Source organism: Vibrio sp. 2017_1457_13 (assembly GCF_030851525.1).
GTDB lineage: Bacteria > Pseudomonadota > Gammaproteobacteria > Enterobacterales > Vibrionaceae > Vibrio > Vibrio metschnikovii.
Window position 1 is genome coordinate 1 of sequence record NZ_VHTA01000017.1, and the last position, 18,603, is coordinate 18,603.

General features: G+C 37.8%; 14 protein-coding genes. 1 reads left to right on the top strand and 13 read right to left on the bottom strand.

The window, feature by feature from the left end; all coding sequences use genetic code 11:
* Positions 1-871: 871 nt before the first annotated feature.
* The 10 genes from FKN88_RS16770 to FKN88_RS16815 form a co-directional block, all read right to left on the bottom strand.
* Positions 872-1,510: an HD domain-containing protein gene (locus FKN88_RS16770; protein WP_032475759.1), complete on the bottom strand. Its 639-nt coding sequence runs from the start codon at positions 1,508-1,510 to the stop codon at positions 872-874.
* 159 nt (positions 1,511-1,669) lie between these two features.
* Positions 1,670-3,238 carry a hypothetical protein gene (locus FKN88_RS16775; protein ID WP_306687740.1) on the bottom strand — a complete coding sequence of 523 codons (1,569 nt, stop codon included), beginning with the start codon at positions 3,236-3,238 and terminating at the stop codon, positions 1,670-1,672.
* A gap of 198 nt (positions 3,239-3,436) precedes the next feature.
* A complete protein-coding gene (locus FKN88_RS16780; protein ID WP_154171014.1) occupies positions 3,437-3,724 on the bottom strand; it encodes a hypothetical protein in 288 nt (95 codons plus the stop codon).
* A 241-nt stretch (positions 3,725-3,965) separates the two neighbouring features.
* Entirely contained in the window at positions 3,966-4,262 is a 297-nt protein-coding gene (locus tag FKN88_RS16785; RefSeq protein WP_306687739.1) for an antibiotic biosynthesis monooxygenase, read from the bottom strand.
* A 140-nt stretch (positions 4,263-4,402) separates the two neighbouring features.
* Positions 4,403-5,173: a hypothetical protein gene (locus FKN88_RS16790; RefSeq protein ID WP_306687738.1), complete on the bottom strand. Its 771-nt coding sequence runs from the start codon at positions 5,171-5,173 to the stop codon at positions 4,403-4,405.
* Between the two features lie 245 nt (positions 5,174-5,418).
* Positions 5,419-6,018 (bottom strand): pentapeptide repeat-containing protein, encoded by a 600-nt coding sequence (locus FKN88_RS16795; protein ID WP_004397245.1) that lies wholly within the window; start codon positions 6,016-6,018, stop codon positions 5,419-5,421.
* Between the two features lie 543 nt (positions 6,019-6,561).
* Complete coding sequence (locus FKN88_RS16800) at positions 6,562-7,341, bottom strand: DUF2971 domain-containing protein (RefSeq protein WP_248364682.1); 780 nt, start codon at positions 7,339-7,341, stop codon at positions 6,562-6,564.
* Positions 7,342-8,578: 1,237 nt separating this feature from the next.
* On the bottom strand, positions 8,579-9,292 hold the full coding sequence (locus tag FKN88_RS16805; protein WP_069217108.1) for an FRG domain-containing protein: 714 nt from the start codon (positions 9,290-9,292) through the stop codon (positions 8,579-8,581).
* 732 nt (positions 9,293-10,024) lie between these two features.
* Positions 10,025-10,258: a DUF3709 domain-containing protein gene (locus FKN88_RS16810; RefSeq protein WP_306687737.1), complete on the bottom strand. Its 234-nt coding sequence runs from the start codon at positions 10,256-10,258 to the stop codon at positions 10,025-10,027.
* Positions 10,259-11,720: 1,462 nt separating this feature from the next.
* The gene (locus FKN88_RS16815; protein WP_306687736.1) at positions 11,721-13,106 is read right to left on the bottom strand and encodes a hypothetical protein; all 1,386 of its coding nucleotides are present in this window, start codon (positions 13,104-13,106) and stop codon (positions 11,721-11,723) included.
* A gap of 281 nt (positions 13,107-13,387) precedes the next feature.
* On the opposite strand from FKN88_RS16815, the gene FKN88_RS16820 reads away from it, so the two are divergent.
* The gene (locus FKN88_RS16820; protein WP_158137362.1) at positions 13,388-14,056 is read left to right on the top strand and encodes a methyltransferase; all 669 of its coding nucleotides are present in this window, start codon (positions 13,388-13,390) and stop codon (positions 14,054-14,056) included.
* Positions 14,057-14,861: 805 nt separating this feature from the next.
* Here FKN88_RS16820 and FKN88_RS16825 read toward each other — a convergent pair.
* From FKN88_RS16825 to FKN88_RS16835, 3 genes are all read right to left on the bottom strand, one after another.
* The gene (locus tag FKN88_RS16825) at positions 14,862-15,653 is read right to left on the bottom strand and encodes a hypothetical protein (protein WP_306687735.1); all 792 of its coding nucleotides are present in this window, start codon (positions 15,651-15,653) and stop codon (positions 14,862-14,864) included.
* Between the two features lie 169 nt (positions 15,654-15,822).
* The gene (locus tag FKN88_RS16830) at positions 15,823-17,571 is read right to left on the bottom strand and encodes a hypothetical protein (protein ID WP_161426527.1); all 1,749 of its coding nucleotides are present in this window, start codon (positions 17,569-17,571) and stop codon (positions 15,823-15,825) included.
* A 170-nt stretch (positions 17,572-17,741) separates the two neighbouring features.
* Positions 17,742-18,365, bottom strand: coding sequence for a DUF1349 domain-containing protein (locus FKN88_RS16835; RefSeq protein WP_069730952.1), 624 nt, complete (start codon positions 18,363-18,365; stop codon positions 17,742-17,744).
* Positions 18,366-18,603 lie beyond the last annotated feature (238 nt).

Genomic DNA, 18,603 nt, shown 5'->3' on the forward strand with positions numbered 1-18,603 from the left:
TATTGGCTATTCCATACTCACTCGATATCTTCATACATTATTCGTGTGATCCCGTTGTGACCTAACGCCCGCTTAAGGGGCTGACAACGCTACTACCAAGTTTCCGCATAACACCGTAACCACAAAAGCCAACGCATAATAAAAATGCCACGCGTTGGAAGTCCCTCTTGAAGCGTTTGTTATGCTTTATTACTTATTGATTACATTGAACTTTTATAATATTCATTTGTTCCGGTCACTTTAACTCAAAATGACAAACCAACCTACTTTCAGCAATCATTGTTGTCGATAAGATCCCAAATAAGTTGAAGCGAAATAGCCTGTGGAATCAATGAGCAAACAACACCAAAGAAAGAGACCTTTCAGCAACAATCGAACCTTTTGCGTACACAATTTATCAGGGCAGAGCCGGAAAAAAGCGCACAATCATCGATAAACTTACGCTAACCAAACACTGCCAGCAAGCAAGAAACCGATGAGATCCCAAACATGCTGAAGCGAAATAGCCGGTGGAATCAATGAACAAGCAACAACAAAGGAAGAGACCTTTCATCAACCGTTGAATCTTTTGCGTGCACAATTTATCAGAGCAAAGTTGGCCGACAAAACACAAGCATCGTTCAACTTTTAATCGCCACCAAAAAGAACAATAAACTTATAATATCAATGAATTAGAATAATAAAACGTCTAAATCAGACGAAGTTTTCCCATTAAAATTTATATATTGATTTTGCTGAGGCTCAATAAAGCATAACGCCCGCCTAAGGGGCTGGCAACGCATAACACAAAACTCAAACACAACAACCGTAACCACCGCGGCTCAATGGGACTGGAAACGCCACGCGTTGACAGTCCCTCTTGAGGCGTTTGTTAGCTGTATGGCTCGATTTCCATTCCCAACTGAATTAAGTAAGCTTTCATAAATTTCATTCTCTTTTCAGCCTCTACCTTTGCTGACGCTGTATGCATTATTTCAGGCAATTTAAATAGCTTCGTGTAGAAATGATCTACCGTATTCACTCGATCATTCGGCTCACGTGTACCGCAAAAGGGGTCAGTTGCATCATATAAACCCACGCCTAAATTTGTGCTCACCTGAATGCAACGAGCAATCCCAATTGCACCTAGAGCATCGAGTCTATCAGCGTCCTGTACAACCTTTGCTTCAAGCGTATCAGGTTGAACCTTGGCGCTAAAACTATGAGCAATAATTGCGTGCTTTATAGCGTCGTGATATTCATTCGGATAACCAATCTCATTAAGAAACTCCAGTGCCTTATCTGCTGCAATACGAGAGCTTTCAGCTTTGTTAGGATGATTCTTGGGAAATGAAAAACAATCGTGGAGATACGCTGCAGGTAAAACTACCTCAAGCATCGCACCTTCAATTTTGCTCAGCAGTTTGGCCGTTTTGACAACACGAAATACATGGTTTAAGTCATGCGCCAAATCTTGCTCCATTTCAGACTCGACGAAAGTGACAAATTGAGTCTCATAGTTTTCTACCACATTACTTCCTTGTTCATCGTATACAGCTAACGCCGCATTAAGGTGTGAGCAACGCCACCACGAAACCCAACCATATCACCGTAAACACCGCACTCAAAGATGGAGTGAAAAATGCCATGCGTTGGGAATCACTCTTAAATGCTTTGTTATGTGCTAGAGTTAAACATTTTCACTTCTCAAGTAATCGGTAATTATTTTTTGAGATTCTAATATTTTTTTCTCAAAGCGAGGATTTTTGAAGCCTAATGCTTTTTCAAGTCTGGACAAATATGTTTTGAATGATAACTCACTATAATCTACTCTATATTTTTCTAAAAGGTATGGGAATGGGTATTCTAGATCGCCAGATATTAGCTTCGATAAAAGCTCTAATTCCTCAATATTGAAAGAATACAAGCCACCGCACTTTAACTCATTTAATTCACCTGAGTTTATTTTAGAGTCCCAACCACCAACTAATAAAGGAAAGTCGTCCATGCTTACACTAATAAAATAATACACGGCATTTTCAGTTATCGATTGATGAGAATTAGACTTTATTATATTTGAAGTAACCTTTATCTGTTGCTCTAAAGGTGATAAAGATAATTTTTTTATCGACTTTTCAACTGCATCACGGCTTCCTTTTAATCGTTTCACATTATCTAATATTCTTGCAGACTTAACTTCAACAACTAAAACGATATTCTCTTCATTTTCACTGTCTTGGTATAAAATATACGAATCGGACGAATGTTTTGTTTGATTGTCATATTTAAATTCAGGAACATGAATATACTTATGGCTTCTTGAGTTAAGGCAAACATCTTCAATGAAACTAACAACATATCTTTCAAAGGCGAAACCGAAGTCTCGCATAAATGCTTTCTTATTTTTACTTGCACTCTTTACTCGATAAAACAAATTGTTAAAAACTAAGTTTTGAGTAAGTTTCCCATCAACCGGTACATAATAGTTATTGTCGATTTTAAAAAATGGTTTGTTTGCAAAAAAATTGAAATCGTGCTCTTTAAATTCTTCTGATTGAGAGTACTTCCGACACTCAGCTTGAGTAAATGATATTAGTTTCATGGTTTTTTCTATTTTATCCACCATAAAACCAGTTGATAAAGATAATTCTTCCGCACTAAGAACCCACTTTTGAGCAACTCCAAAATCAGCATTCTTTAAATATTTAATTCCTATACAGTGACAAATGAAAATAAATTCTTTGAGTGCAATTTCATTTTTATTTTCAAAATCTTCTGCGTATACCCGCATGCTTTTATCATTAATGAAAATCTGAATTGCTCTGTAAAATTGATAAAGCGCGTTATCTTGATATGCATAAAGAATATTTTTTACAAGATAGAGCGGTTCATCTTTATCGGGCACTTCTTTTTCATTAATAGCAGTTAACGGTTCAACAACTTCTTTTAAAAAGTTATCCACTTTGAATTTATTTAAATCACAACTTTTAATATCTTTCTTAAGGAGTTCAACCCAAAGTAAAAGGTTGGAAGGTCTTTTTTTTATTTTTACCCTCTTAATCTCCTTTTTCCCTTTTTTACTTAGATTAAGATTTTTTTCACACCAAGTATTTAAATATTCTGTTCTATCAGAATATGAAATCATCGAGTGGGCGATTAAACAACCAACGCTTACCCTATTAGGGATTAGATGTTTAAGCGATGGAGCCTTTTTGCCAAATAATTTACTATATTCTGCATGGATATTAATATTAAACAAACTCACTCCTTAATCAAAATTATTCCTGATTAAAATCTATTTAGAAATAACCAGTTGGATTTGTGGGGCACACTAGCACATAACGCCGCGTTAAGGGGTGAGCAACGCAACTACCAACTCACCGCATCACACTAAAAACTAATAAAATCAACGCATAACGAAAATGCCACTCGTTGCGAATCCCTCTTTAACGCCTTGTTATGTGTTTTTCCGCTCATTTAAAAGGTTTTGATATCGTTTTTCACCAATAAACCAAGCTATAGCATTAAACGGAATACCAATACCAAAAAAAATTATTGCCAATATAGGTAGACCAGTGAAAAACTCTTCCCATTGACTCTGATTGGTGAAGAAAGCCACACCCAAAAACCTACCGACAACAACCGCTCCGCCCATAATAAGTGTCTGAGTAAAAGTATAATAGATCAGTCCTTTACGCCTTTTGCTTTCCCATCTTTTAAACCATTTATCCTGAAACTTCGTCATCTAACCTCCTTGATGCCAACGTTGGTTTCATTAAGCTTAGTCATATGAATCGGATGTACTACTTTGCCATTAACTTTTACGAGAAATGTCCCGAAATCGCATTAACACATAACGCCCAATTAAGTAGCCCGAAACGCAACTACCAACTTTCCGCACAACACCGTAATCACTAAACTCAACGCATAATAAAAATGCCACGCGTTGAGGGTCTGCTTGAATTGTTTGTTATGTGCCGGGGTTATTATTTACTCCGATCTTCTATTTCGTCGAACGATTCCACCGAAATTCGTTCAGCAATTTCATGCATTTTCTGCATTTTTTCAGGATTACTATTTTCCCAAAATAATTCCCAATCTTGTCGAGAGCGCCACTTAGCAATCGTTAGTACCTTTTCAGGTTTATCAAAGGAATGAAGCATAAAACTGCCGAGAGCACCCTCGACTGTATGATGAATAGAGTCAGTTGTAGAACTCCAAACCTTTTGAAATTCATCCATTTTATTAGATGGCACTCGCCACTCATATATGACTCTAAACATATGATTTCCTTGTGATATAAGTAATATAGACGTTGAAAACTATTAGGCACATAACGCCGCATTAAGGTGTGAGCGGCGCTTGCCTACACTTTGAGCGAAGCGAAAACGGCAAGCGTTGCGAATCACTCTTAAATGCTTTGTTATGCAACTTCTCTCGATTCCGTAATTCTTGCCTTCAATACATAAGTTTCATCAGCAAGCTCAACACGTAGCTTTTCACATATATCATCAAAATATGGTTGTTCAACGGAAATATAGAAGCCATCATCATTATCATCTTCTTCAACATTGAATATTCCTCGATATTTAGTAGCAACATTGATCGCATTTAACGAAACTTGGGTCTGATCGTCCCTGTTTTTGCAATCCAATAATTTTATTAGTTCTCGTTTGTCATCATTGTAATTATCAAAAAAATCTTTGGTTAGACGGTCCGTTTCAGATTTCCATTCATTAGACACGAATTCAGTAAGAGCAGAATGCAGTTTATAAATATCTCGTTCTCTATCGATATTAACAACTTTTAAGATATAACCATTTTGTTTTGGTATATCAACGTCATCACTGCCCCACTCGAAGGTGCTCTCTTGCTGCGATAGAGTTCTAATTACCTTTTTAGTCCAACGATCATAATAAGGATATATCTTCTTAAACTCTTCTAACAACCTAGCATTTTCGATACTTAGCTCTTCTTCAGCTTTTTCCTTAGCCTTAGCCGCTTCTAGTTGTTTTAATCTCTCAGATCGTGAAGCCTCATGTTTTGACCAAAGCATATTGACGATAGCGTAGACGAAATGACCTACGAGCGAACCTAGCCCCAAACCAATCAAAAGTACGATAACGCTCCTATGTTCAGCTGGGACGCTAGACACATCAACAACACTATCGATGTATTTCCAAGCTAACAGCATAAAAATGCCTACTGAGATATACTTCACGGACGCCTTTGGGGACGTCAGTGAAGATAGAATCTTAATTACCGCCGCTGTACTTTCACTCACAAGTTAACTCCAATGTTAATTTTGTTGCATAACGCCGCGTTAAGGGGTGAGCAACGCAACTACAAACTCACCGCATTACACTAAAAACCAATAAAATCAATGCATAACGAAAATGCTACGCGTTGCGAATCCCTCTTTAACGCTTTGTTAGGCTATTAATCCACTAGTTCAATACCCAGACTTTCTAGTAAGCTTAACGCTTCATATCGTGAAAACTTTGCCTTTTTAACGTTATTTTCTAATACGTCAATTGAGTATGCTGTTGATTCACTGAAATCAACACCTTGCAAATTTGTTCTCATAAATAAACTGTGGCTAAAATCGCTATAAGTCATTGTTGAACGAGCAAAGTTACCTTCACGGAAATCAACATCATGCAGCTTGCACTCATCAAAAACCAATTCATTTAAGGTCAAGCCAAAGAAAGATGAGTCGTTTAAAATACAACGCTTAAAACTTAGCTCAAAGTCTGAATGATAAACTGGCCATGTCGCTTTCGTCCAATCAACACCAACTAACTTACTGTCTTGAAATTTAAGCTCAAATAACTTTGAGTTAGCAAAATCGACCAAGCTCAAATTACAGCGTTCAAATGTGCAGTTTGTGAACTTACATCTATGAAATTTAACCGATGAGAAATCGCAATCAGAGAATTGGCAATCTTCAAATTCAACGTCGGTATATTGCTGCTCAGGGGTAGCAATCTTCTCAAATGAAACGTCGAAATATTGCTCATTATTTTTTAAATCGGTCATAGTATCCTCTGAATAGCCTAACGCCCGATTAAGCAGCGAACAACGCGACTACCAACCTTCCGCATAACGACTTTATCACCAAACTACACGCATAATAACAATGCTTTGCGTTGCGAGTCTGTCTTGAATCGTTTGTTAGGTCACGACCAATGTTGCCTATGGTCTCTCGTTCATTATTGACTATCAAAAAAGAATTGAAGAAAAAGACAAAAATCGAAGCCGAAGTATTGGGCATCGCTCTACCTTGAGGTCTTGCGGGCGTCACGCTTCAATCGCGCCCCGATTAAGGTGCGCACGAAAGCGCCTCAAGGGTATCATGGAAATGACTAATATTCGTCCTTTTTGCCTTCTTTCCTCTATACCCTATTGGCTATTCCATACTCACTCGATATCTTCATACATTATTCGTGTGATCCCGTTGTGACCTAACGCCCGCTTAAGGGGCTGACAACGCTACTACCAAGTTTCCGCATAACACTGAAACCACCAAAGTCAACGCATAATAAAAATGCCACGCGTTGGAAGTCCCTCTTGAAGCGTTTGTTATGCCATTTTTTTTAGCGCTAATCCATTGCCATTTCTAGAGATAACTGCTTCTTGGTAGGTGGTGTTTACCGGCATATTCCTACGAATATAGTCTCTTGTTTTTTCAGGCATACGATAGCCAAAAATAATTGATTTTATCCATTCTGGCTGAAACTTGACTAACGCCAGCTTTCCTAAATCTTTCACGATTAGGTTTTGAGCACGATTGCTTAAGTTAATACGATACTCTGACTCATACTCCCATTCTTGAAGCTTAATCTTCAATGAAACCCAAGCCTGAGAAGCGATTTCATCTTTAGTTCGCAACCCGATTGTTGATTCGAGCAACTCCAGAAGCTCAAGAGTGGGTAATTGGTCTTGATATCTTACTTTCTCAGGTGACATTTCATCACCGTTCCATTCGATACAAAAACCATTATGGGAGCTCGCATAATGAGACCACATCAAATTATTTATAGGATTATCAGTGACGCAATAGAATAAATAACTATCTAAAATCTCCTCGATAGTTTTAATCAAAATATCAAAGTTATGATTCGCATTTTCACCCATGTATAGGTTTTTAAAAGTACGCTTAGATTCACCAGATAATTTTTGATAAGTTCTGCGTACTCGATCTCTCGAAGGGCGAATAATCTTAACTTTTGAATCAAACAAATCATTAAAATTCTTTCTCCGAGAGAAAGATGCCTGATTTTCAAACAGGTTAATTAATGAATGCTGTTCTTCCAAGTTATCATGTGAACTAATTGGACAATATTTGTAGAAACTTTCCATGAAACTCCTGCTTTAAATGGCATAACGCCCGCTTAAGGGGCTGACAACGCTACTACCAAGTTTCCGCATAACACTGTAACCACCAAAATCAACGCATAATGAAAATGCCGCGCGTTGGAAGTCCCTCTTGAAGCGTTTGTTATGCTTTATTACTTATTGATTAAATTGAACTTTTTCAACATTTATTGGTTCAAGCCACTTTAACTCAAAATGATAAACTTGCCTACTTTCAGCAATCATTGTTGCCGATAAGATCCCAAACAAGTTGAAGCGAATTAGCTTGCGGAATCAATGAACCAGCAACACCAAAGAAAGAGACCTTTCAGCAACAATCGAACCTTTTACGCACACAATTTATCAGAGCAAAGCCGAAAAAAAGCGCACAATCATCGATAAACTTGCGCTAACCAAACACTGTCAGCAAGCAAGATGTTCATGAGATCCCAAACATGCTGAAGCGAAATAGCCGATGGAATCAATGGACAAGCAACAACAAAGAAAGAGACCTTTCAGCGACAATCGAACCTTTTACGTACACAATTTATCAGAGCAGAGTTGACCGACAAAACACAAGCATCGTTCAACTTTCAATCGCCACCAAAAAGAACAATAAACTCATAATATCAATAAATTAGAATACAAAAACGTCTAAATCAGACTAAGTTTTCCCATTAAAATTTATATATTGATTTTGCTGAGGTTAAATAAAGCATAACGCCCGATTAAGCAGCGAACAACGCGACTACCAACCTTCCGCATAACGACTTTATCACCAAACTACACGCATAATAACAATGCTTTGCGTTGCGAGTCTGTCTTGAATCGTTTGTTAGGTCACGACCAATGTTGCCTATGGTCTCTCGTTCATTATTGACTATCAAAAAAGAATTGAAGAAAAAGACAAAAATCGAAGCCGAAGTATTGGGCATCGCTCTACCTTGAGGTCTTGCGGGCGTCACGCTTCAATCGCGCCCCGATTAAGGTGCGCACGAAAGCGCCTCAAGGGTATCATGGAAATGACTAATATTCGTCCTTTTTGCCTTCTTTCCTCTATACCCTATTGGCTATTCCATACTCACTCGATATCTTCATACATTATTCGTGTGATCCCGTTGTGACCTAACGCCCGCTTAAGGGGCTGACAACGCTACTACCAAGTTTCCGCATAACACCGTAACCACCGAAATCAACGCATAATAAAAATGCCACGCGTTGGAAGTCCCTCTTGAAGCGTTTGTTAGCTTAAATTTTCCAACGCTTGCATAAACTCTTCATTGTTTGTCCAGTAGTTTCTATTTTCTAAAGTCCAACATAAATGTGCAGACAAACCATCCAAATCAGAGAATAAGTTCAGTTTGTTGATCCCATAGTGATTAAGTTCAAATTGAAGCTTTTTTCGATACGATTTATCAATGACAATTTTTTCAATACTATCAATCGACACTTGTTCCTCCATTGGTTTTGTTGGATCCCCATGGACGGTGAATAACCCACTTTGTCGACTTATTCTGGGAACAACAGCACTCGGCTTTAAAAGGGATACTTGTTTATATTTTCTAGGCGTAGTGTTCTCAGGCTTTAAAACAAATTCAGGAATGTGGCAATAAATGACAGCATCCCCCGTGGAAACATCTAGCGTAGCAAAGTATGCAGCTACTAATGGATTATAAGTCCAATCCATTAACCTTGTCGGCAAGCCATGATGCTGAGCAATGGCTAACCATTCCCAGTCATTATTGGGTTTTTCACCTGAAATAAACTCTACAGCTCGTCTCTTCCAAGCATCGAAATAATCTAAATCATCTTTCTCTGAATATGGCTTACGCCCTGCTTTAGGGATTAATTCCCATCCAATATCACCGTGGCCACGAAAAACCCAGCGATTATCCTTTCTATATTCGCTCAGAGCATCATGTAGCTCTGAGAAAGACTTAACTCGTACTTCTTTCACAGATTTCCTTTTTAAGCTAACGCCCAATTAAGTAGCCCGAAACGCAACGACCAACTTTACGCACAACACCGTAATCACTAAACTCAACGCATAATAAAAATGCCACGCGTTGAGGGTCTGCTTGAATTGTTTGTTATATTTCAGTTCCATACAGCCACTGAAACACCAAACAACCTTTGAAAATAGTACATAACATCAAAAGCTTAACGTCAGTTGAGCCAGATTTAGATACAAAAAACAATTAATTTTGAAATCGAATCAAGCTTACCCATTGATTCTGATGATAAATATCAGAGAAATAAGCCATTAATGTAAACCAAATCAAAAGAGCTGCTAAATGCGATTAAACAATAATGTTCGTTAGACATTGATAAACTTGATCAAATCAACAGCTATGCTTCACAAGAAATCATCAACCAGTAAAACACTCACATTACCACTTAACTTTTAAATTTGTAACACGTTGAATTTAAGAGAAATATAACGCCCGCCTAAGGGGCTGACAACGCATAACACTAAACTCAAACACAACAACTGCAACCACCGCGGCTCAATGGGACTGGAAACGCCGCGCGTTGACAGTCCCTCTTGAGGCGTTTGTTATGCTTAAGCTTCAACACTTTACATTTGAATCAAATCAATGATAACCAACTGAAATCATTGGCCAAACTCCGAGTTTCCTTGAATTAGAACTGGCTCAACTTTTACCTATGAACTGACCAATGCAGGCTTTCATTTAGCAACTAGGCCAATGTGGAGACCCTCTCCGACAAACCAACTCACCACGCATGGGCGCGACAACTCAATGAGGCAATAACACTGAAATTTACAGCGACAGACAGATTGCCGTTTCATTAGGCAGCGCAAAACAATGCTCAATTGCCGACTGACTTTCAGCCTATAAGTAAAGGCACCAAACTGCTCAAAGCGACTTGAGAGAGCAAAACTCACCTCGCGTGGACTCAAAAAACCAATGAGGCAATAACACAGAATTTACAGCGCCAGACACATTGCCGCTTCATTAGGCAGCGACAAACAATATTGAATTGCCGACAAAACCTGAATGAAATGCCAAAGGAGTCGACAACCACAAACTACTGATTTTAATGGATTAAGCATAACGCCCGCTTAAGGGGCTGACAACGCTACTACCAAGTTTCCGCATAACACCGTAACCACAAAAACCAACGCATAATGAAAATGCCACGCGTTGGAAGTCCCTCTTGAAGCGTTTGTTATGCTTTATTACCTATTGATTATATTGAACTTTTACAATGTTCATTAGTTAAAGCCACTTTAACTCAAAATGATAAACTTGCCTACTTTCAGCAATCATTGGTGCCGATAAGATCCCAAATAAGTTGAAGCGAAATAGCCTGCGGAATCAATGAACCAGCAACACCAAAGAAAGAGACCTTTCAGCAACAATCGAACCTTTTACGCACACAATTTATCAGAGCAAAGCCGGAAAAAAGCGCACAATCATCGATAAACTTGCGCTAACCAAACACTGTCAGCAAGTAAGATGTTCATGAGATCCCAAACATGCTGAAGCGAAATAGCCGGTGGAATCAATGAGTAAACAACGCCAAAGAAAGAGACCTTTCAGCAACAATCGAACCTTTTGCGTACACAATTTATCAGAGCAGAGTTGGCCAAATAAACTCAAGCATCGTTCAACTTTCAATAGCCACCAAAAAGGACAATAAACTCATAATATCAATTGATTAGAATGGAAAACCTCTAAATCAGACTAAGTTTTCCCATTAAAATTTATATATTAATTTTGCTGAGGCTCCATAAAGCATAACGCCCGGTTAAGGGGCAGCCAACGCCATAACCAAGCTTCCGCATAACACTGTAACCACAAAAAACCAACGCATGATAAAAATGCCACGCGTTGGCTGTCCCTCTTGAACCGTTTGTTATGTTTAAGCTTCAATGACTTACGTTTTAACAAAACAAAGATTAACTCAGCTTTGATTCACAAACAAAAGCAAAGACCTAAAAAACTGAAACGACTCATAGATTTGAAAAACAGACTTCGAATTTCGGCAGTTCAAGCCCAAAAACCTGTGATCAAAATATTGATTGAGCAAGCCGAATCAACCTCGCGCTTACTCGAAAATCGATTGAGGCAATTCTCTGAATTTCCAGCGCCAAAGAATAAATGTCCGGAAAACAGCGCCCACTGAAGCCAACTTGCCGACAAGCACAAAACCAACAAGCCGAGGGAGCAAAGAAAAGATACAACCAACTGATTTGACGTGATTAAACATAACGCCCAATTAAGGGGTGAGCAACGCTACCACCCAACCTAAAGTATTGCGCCATAAACACTAAACTTGAAGTAGAAGCAAAAATGCCAAGCGTTGGGAATCCCTCTTAAATTGTTTGTTATGCCTAAAGCTTATATTTAACAGCTGCACTAAACTTTAAAAACATCCTTTTTCAATGTATAAAAGTATGAATTACTAAGCCATTCATCTTGTTTGATTTCAGTAGCAATATGTGGATCTAACGTTAAGCCAAGAATACGAAACACCAATCGCTCGACCATCAATGATAAATGAAAAGTTGATACCGCTAACCCTTGATGGTTAACACCAATAGAACCTTTATGAGCTAATTTATTTCTGATACCCGTAAGACCTTTTTCACTGCTAATCTCCCAGAGGTCATTGAACTGAACATTATGCTTCTTTAGTAGCAAAACGATTTTATCTTTTAGTGGAAGGTCTCTTCTATTTACCATGCTAATAAATCCATTAATACGTTCCGATATCTGAGGGTTAGTGTGCTCAAATGACTTAGAAACATCATCAAGACATTTTACCAGCAGGTGATCATCTGGAGTTAAGACCTTGGTGCAAGGTAACTTGCTTGCGATCGATTCAAGCCCTTTAAACAATGACATAAATCGCTCTTCAACTCGCAATTTTATTGCTGGAGAAAGTGTATAGCTTAATTGATAAATAGCTTTCCTAGTTTGCTCTGGTAACAACTGATAATTAATAAACCCCAAGTTTACTTGCTGCTCAAAATCTTTAACGCTCACTAAATAGCTCTTAGGCTCGACACCTGAATAATTTGTTTCAATCGGACCAATTGGGTATTTCCAAAATCTAGTTCGAGATCCACTTTTTAAAGATTGCCAGCCCAAAACAGCGATTCTTTGTCGTAACAAAATCGAGAGCACATCTAACAAGCCAGAAATATGTTCTAAAATGCATTCTTCTGTAGATACATTTTCACTGAATGAAATTTCTAACTGGTACCCATAACTTTGTAATACTTTATTGCCATTGTCAATTCCAGCCAGTACTTTGTATCTCTGAAGCTTTATAACTCCTAGATAAGGGCATTTGAACATTGAAAGGTCTTCGCATTGCTCATTATTTATACTCACTGTAAACTTTTCAAAGAAATCTGAGCTAGAAATATAAACATAGAATTTGTTTTCACCAATATTTACCTTTTCATTTAAAAGCAAGCTTTCAATATGAGCAATTGAAATTAATGTTTGCCCCATTTTTCTACTAGGTAAAATACTTGTGGTTAAAGTGTGATAATGAACGTCTTTCATTTTCAAGGTAGTATTTGAATGATCACATGTGGCTTTTATCTGGCTGGGATTAGAAAATCCTTTAATTGGCATGCTAGAATTAGGTATAGCCAGTTCAATATCTAATTTCTCCCCCCAAATATTAGGTAACTTAATGTGACAATCAATAGTTAAATTTTCCCCAGTTGGAGTCACAAGCGTTGAATCAAATGAGTACAACTCCTTTTTGTGTTCACTAATATCTATCATTCACTACTTCCAATTTTAACCATAGGGAACCAAAACTTTTGCACAAAGGCATAACGCCGCGTTAAGGGGTGAGCAACGCAACTACAAACTCACCGCATTACACTAAAAACCAATAAAATCAACGCATAACGAAAATGCTACGCGTTGCGAATCCCTCTTGAACGCTTTGTTAAATGCCTTGCACTAAACTCAAATTGCTTTAACCTTTATCACACTTTTTGTTTCGTCATCTATGGATTATTAGTATTTGGCTTAGCTTTACTACCTAACCAAGAACCATTATGACAACTACACTTCGTATTCGTTACCAAACTATTGTCATTGGAAACAATGATATACATCTATGCACTTTACGTGATAAACAACAGTTTAGCGACCCTAAAAATACGGCACAAAATTTAGGTATCTCTTCTGCTTCATGGCCAATTTTCGGGGTGGTTTGGCCATCCAGCTTAGTTCTAGCACACCATGTTCTTAACTTAGATACCAATAACAAACGAATTCTTGAAGTCGGTTGTGGCATTGGATTATCAAGCCTACTTCTGAATGAGCAAATGGCAAACATCACCGCCACGGATTATCACCCTGAAGTTGAAACATTCCTAAACAGAAACACTCAACTGAATAATCGGAAAAAAATTGCTTTCGAACGTGTCGACTGGGCAGATGCGAACAGTCAACTCAGCCTTTTTGATTTAATCATTGGTAGCGACCTTTTATATGAAGACCAACACATCTCATTGTTGGCTCAGTTCATTCAAACTCATGCTAATCAGACATGCGATATTATTATTGTTGATCCAGACCGAGGTCGGAAAAATAAACTTAGCTCGAAAATGAGTGAATATGGATTTACGAGTGATCACATAAGACCAGACAATACCGATTATTTAGAGCAAAAATTTAAAGGTCACATACTCAGATTTTCGCGTACATCTGAAAGCATTTAACGCCCGCTTAAGGGGCTGACAACGCTACTACCAAGTTTCCGCATAACACCATAACCACAAAAACCAACGCATAATAAAAATGCCACGCGTTGGAAGTCCCTCTTGAAGCGTTTGTTATGCTTTATTACTTATTGATTATATTGAACTTTTACAAAATTCATCTGTTCGCAGCACTTTAACTCAAAATGATAAACTTGCCTACTTTCAGCAAGCATTGGTGCCGATAAGATCCCAAATAAGTTGAAGCGAAATAGCCTACGGAATCAATGAACCAGCAACACCAAAGAAAGAGACCTTTCAGCAACAATCGAACCTTTTACGCACACAATTTATCAGAGCAGAGCCGGACAAAAACGCATATTCGCCGATAAACTTGCGCTAACCAAACACTTTCAGCAAGTAAGATGTTCATGAGATCCCAAACATGCTGAAGCGAAATAGCCGGTGGAATCAATGAGCCAGCAACACCAAAGAAAGAGACCTTTCAGCGACAATTGAATCTTTTGCATACACAATTTATCAGAGCAAAACCCGACAAAAACACACAAGCCTCGTTCAACTTTCAATAGCCACCAAAAAGAACAATAAACTCATAATATCAATAAATTAGAATAGGAAAACTTCCAAATCAGACTGAGTTTTCCCATTAAAATTTGTATATTGATTTTGCTGAGGTTAAATAAAGCATAACGCCGCGTTAAGGGGTGAGCAACGCGACTACTAACCTTCCGCATTACAATAAAAACCAATAAAATCAATGCATAACGAAAATGCTACGCGTTGCGAATCCCTCTTGAACGCTTTGTTAGCTGCGTTTTTTTACTAACGTTCTAACCGGAATATCTGAAGAATTTAAAGTACTACTTGAATATAAATATACTTCGGAAACCTCAGAATCGCATGTAATCAGCTGGTCGTTGCTGTAATTTGAACGAACATTTTTTTTACCTTTACCAGAAACACATGAGATCGGTTTGAATACAATAAGTGCTGGTAACTTTTTCTGCTTTGACATCGTGCTATCCAGCAAAGATTTAGCTTCATCAACAGACATTGGAATGAACCAATCTTTTAGGTCAATAGCAATTTGAGCCTCATAGTAACCATCACTATGCTCTAATCCACAGTAACCTTTGGCAGTACATGTACTATTGTACGATTTATTATGTTCAATAATCCATAAACCCGAAGCATGAATAATTTCATTCTGTTCTTCTTTATATAATAGGAAACCATTATTTTCCTTAGAATAACTTCCTAAATTGACATATGAAAATACATACTTAAAAGATTCAGCCTCATTTTTAAGAACAATCATTCGTGCTTTAGCCTCATCTTCAATATCATTTACAGGAAGACCAGCATCAAGATAAACTCTGTATGGCTTATCAAGCTCTTTATAAGAATGAATAAATTTTAATATAGATCGTTCATTAACTTCTATGTTTTTTAATAAACTACCATAAATTGAATCAAAATTTATTCCTTTATACTTATTCTGTGGTAATAAAGAATCATTTGAATCCTGAAAGCTTGGAGACTGACAACCAGCTACAAATAAGAATGATGCCATAAAAAGTGTTTTATATATTTTCATCTTTTTCTCTATCAACAAAACTAAAATTTCTGGAGCAGCTAACGCCGCATTAAGGTGTGAGCAACGCTACCACAAAACTTCACCTTACCACCGTAAACACAAAACCCAACGATGGAATGAAAAATGCCAAGCGTTGGGAATCACTCTTAAATGCTTTGTTAAGCGCGTCTTAAGACAACCCAAGCCATATATTATCAGCGCTAAATTTATCCGAAGATTTTAGTTCCTTAAGATAAACTTCGTAATCAATTTTTGCCATATCAAAGGCTTGCTCCAAAGTACTTGCATCAAGCATTCCACACGTATAATCGAGAATTGAACTCATTGTTTGGTCTAAGTAATCGTGAGCATTTTCAATTAGTGTTTCAATGTATGATATGGAACTACCAGAATGAACAATTAAGTTTCTTGTTCGGTAGATTCTTCGTAATTGCCACGCAACTTTCTTTTCGTGTAAAGAAATTCGCTTAACTAAATTTTCTGGTTTTTTAAACATATCTGCTAACTCGAACGTTCGGTTACGTAGCAAGTGAAAATCTCCTAACTCAGCATAGAGTGATGTTAGAACACTATTGTTTTCAGGAAATGCTATGAGTTCAAGTACTTTCTGATAGAGCCCCTTGTCTTCAGGGCTATTAATATTTCTAAGGATTCTACTCGTTTTCTTTCTATCCCAACGAAGCAAGTCTGCTGCAAGTCTTTCAACTAACCTAGGAATATAGTTCCTCAAAAGTATAGGCATAATCCCATTACTAACTTTAACAATTTTACCTCCACCGTGCACTTGCGATGGAACGAGGGTCTCAAGTGCTATCCATACATTCAATAGTTGATTTTCAGGTAAGTCATTTGTCGTTCCAATTGCATGTAGGTCCACAACTCTATGGAATTTAATAAAAGAATTTCCTTCTAACCCCATATTTTTAATCATTGCATTCATTCGGGCTGAGGCATCTTTAGCACGTAGGTCAAAGCATTTTTCCATTGAATTTTTGGGCTTTCGGATCAACATAGGGGTTTCGTCACAACATTGCGCTATGATACTTTCATCTCTCCAGACAATTCTATTTTTATGCGAGAAAAGTAAGAACAGGTCTCTGACCATATCTAGGCTTTTTTCAGCTTTTATTCTGGCAGCATGTCTATCATAATTTTCTATTCCTTTTACTTCGACCCAGACTTCATTATCACTAGGATGCAATCCATTATTTTTTGCAACTTCTACAACATCATCAGGGAGCTCATCTAGCACCTGAAGACCAAAAACAGGAATTGATTCTTCCACTTGTTTAATAAGATCAGAGACAATGAAGTAGATTTCGTAGTGATGGGAAGTTACAGATACCGAATAGAAAAAATTTTCTATCTCTATTAATTCTTCTATTTCATCCCCGAAAAAGAAGAACTTCTGTGTTTGCTCATATAAGTGTTGTTTTGATACACCCATATTTATAAGTGTTGATGCATAGCATCTTGCTACACGATCTATTTTTTTCTTTGAACCTTCTTCAATCGACTCTTTAAGCAATAGTTCACAAATATCTAAGTAATAAACTGGGTTTAATGTACGCTCTAAAACCTCAAGTCTTACTTTAGTGTCCGACAATTTCACACTATCTCCATGAAGTATGAAACTTTCGGCTGGAGCAGTTAGCATCACCTTTACTACAGGGTCTTGCGCCATAGACCAAGCTAACTCTTCAAGCACATGAGTTAAATTTGCTTCATCAATTAGGTCATCTTCGATGTCACTGATTAACTTGATAGCTTCTCGACATAAAAAGATGGAATTTAATGCCGGTGGCTTATACGTATCGAGTGTATAATCAAAAAATAGTTCGTCTAATCTTTGAGCGAAAAAAAACAAGTTAGCCAACTCTTTTTTTTGATGCCACTGTTTTGTTAATTTTAACTTCAATTTTCCACCTTATTATTCATTTTCACCAAAGCGCTTAACGCCCGCCTAAGGGGCTGGCAACGCACTACCACTAAACTCAAACACAACAACCGTAACCACCGCGGCTCATTGGGACTGGAAACGCCGCGCGTTGACAGTCCCTCTTGAGGCGTTTGTTATGTGAATTTGAGCTAGTGAGCTAACCATTTACAAGGCTCCAGGCTCATTTCGGTAAATTTTGCTGTAAACGATGATTCTGAAGGACTACACGCATAAACCCCAAAACTGACCACGTTTTGTGTCGGCAAAGGTGGATTACATTTACCCATTTCCACCGTAGTTTCTCCCAACTGATGTAAGTGAAAGATACGCATTTGGTTAAATACCAAGCCATCAAACGAGGATTCGATAAGAAAATCTGGCCCTCTACGACTTAAACGATACCAAATCTCTTTAGGAAGCGGGATATCGGTAGTTGCCCAATCTGAATACCCTAAATTTGTAACTACACTACCAAGCCTAGAAAATGATTGATTTTCGTACTCTATCGAAGCTTTAAACCAATTTTCATTATCGAGATAAATGATCAATCCACATTGATCAAACAGCTGTTGATAAGCAAAACTTACCTTAGCGGTAAATGTAAAATTGTCTTTTGAGTCAATCAATAATGCAGGAGCATTTTCATTACGAAAACCATAATAAGAACGTTGCCAAAAATCTGTTTTCGGCTCGGTAGTTATCGACACAAACTCTGAAGTGACTTCACTCACTTTCGGTTCAGAAATCCACTTCCCAGCAGTAAAATTTACCATTACCAATCTCTTTGTTGTTCACAAAATTCACATAACGCCGCGTTAAGGGGTGAGCAACGCAACTACCAACTCACCGCATTACACTAAAAACTAATAAAATCAACGCATAACGAAAATGCCGCGCGTTGCGAATCCCTCTTGAACGCTTTGTTATGTGTTGGCTTAAATCATACCAACGTAACTTTTTTGTCCTTTGATCCTTTCGCACCACGATTGGATATTGGGATAATGAGATAAA

What these genes read in the sequence shown, in the direction of transcription:
- FKN88_RS16820 (WP_158137362.1), top strand. Translation starts at nt 13,388, where the DNA reads ATGACAACTACACTTCGTATTCGTTACCAAACTATTGTCATTGGAAAC.
- FKN88_RS16785 (WP_306687739.1), bottom strand. Translation starts at nt 4,262, where the DNA reads ATGTTTAGAGTCATATATGAGTGGCGAGTGCCATCTAATAAAATGGAT.
- FKN88_RS16800 (WP_248364682.1), bottom strand. Translation starts at nt 7,341, where the DNA reads ATGGAAAGTTTCTACAAATATTGTCCAATTAGTTCACATGATAACTTG.
- FKN88_RS16790 (WP_306687738.1), bottom strand. Translation starts at nt 5,173, where the DNA reads ATGCTGTTAGCTTGGAAATACATCGATAGTGTTGTTGATGTGTCTAGC.
- FKN88_RS16780 (WP_154171014.1), bottom strand. Translation starts at nt 3,724, where the DNA reads ATGACGAAGTTTCAGGATAAATGGTTTAAAAGATGGGAAAGCAAAAGG.
- FKN88_RS16835 (WP_069730952.1), bottom strand. Translation starts at nt 18,365, where the DNA reads ATGGTAAATTTTACTGCTGGGAAGTGGATTTCTGAACCGAAAGTGAGT.
- FKN88_RS16825 (WP_306687735.1), bottom strand. Translation starts at nt 15,653, where the DNA reads ATGAAAATATATAAAACACTTTTTATGGCATCATTCTTATTTGTAGCT.
- FKN88_RS16795 (WP_004397245.1), bottom strand. Translation starts at nt 6,018, where the DNA reads ATGACCGATTTAAAAAATAATGAGCAATATTTCGACGTTTCATTTGAG.
- FKN88_RS16815 (WP_306687736.1), bottom strand. Translation starts at nt 13,106, where the DNA reads ATGATAGATATTAGTGAACACAAAAAGGAGTTGTACTCATTTGATTCA.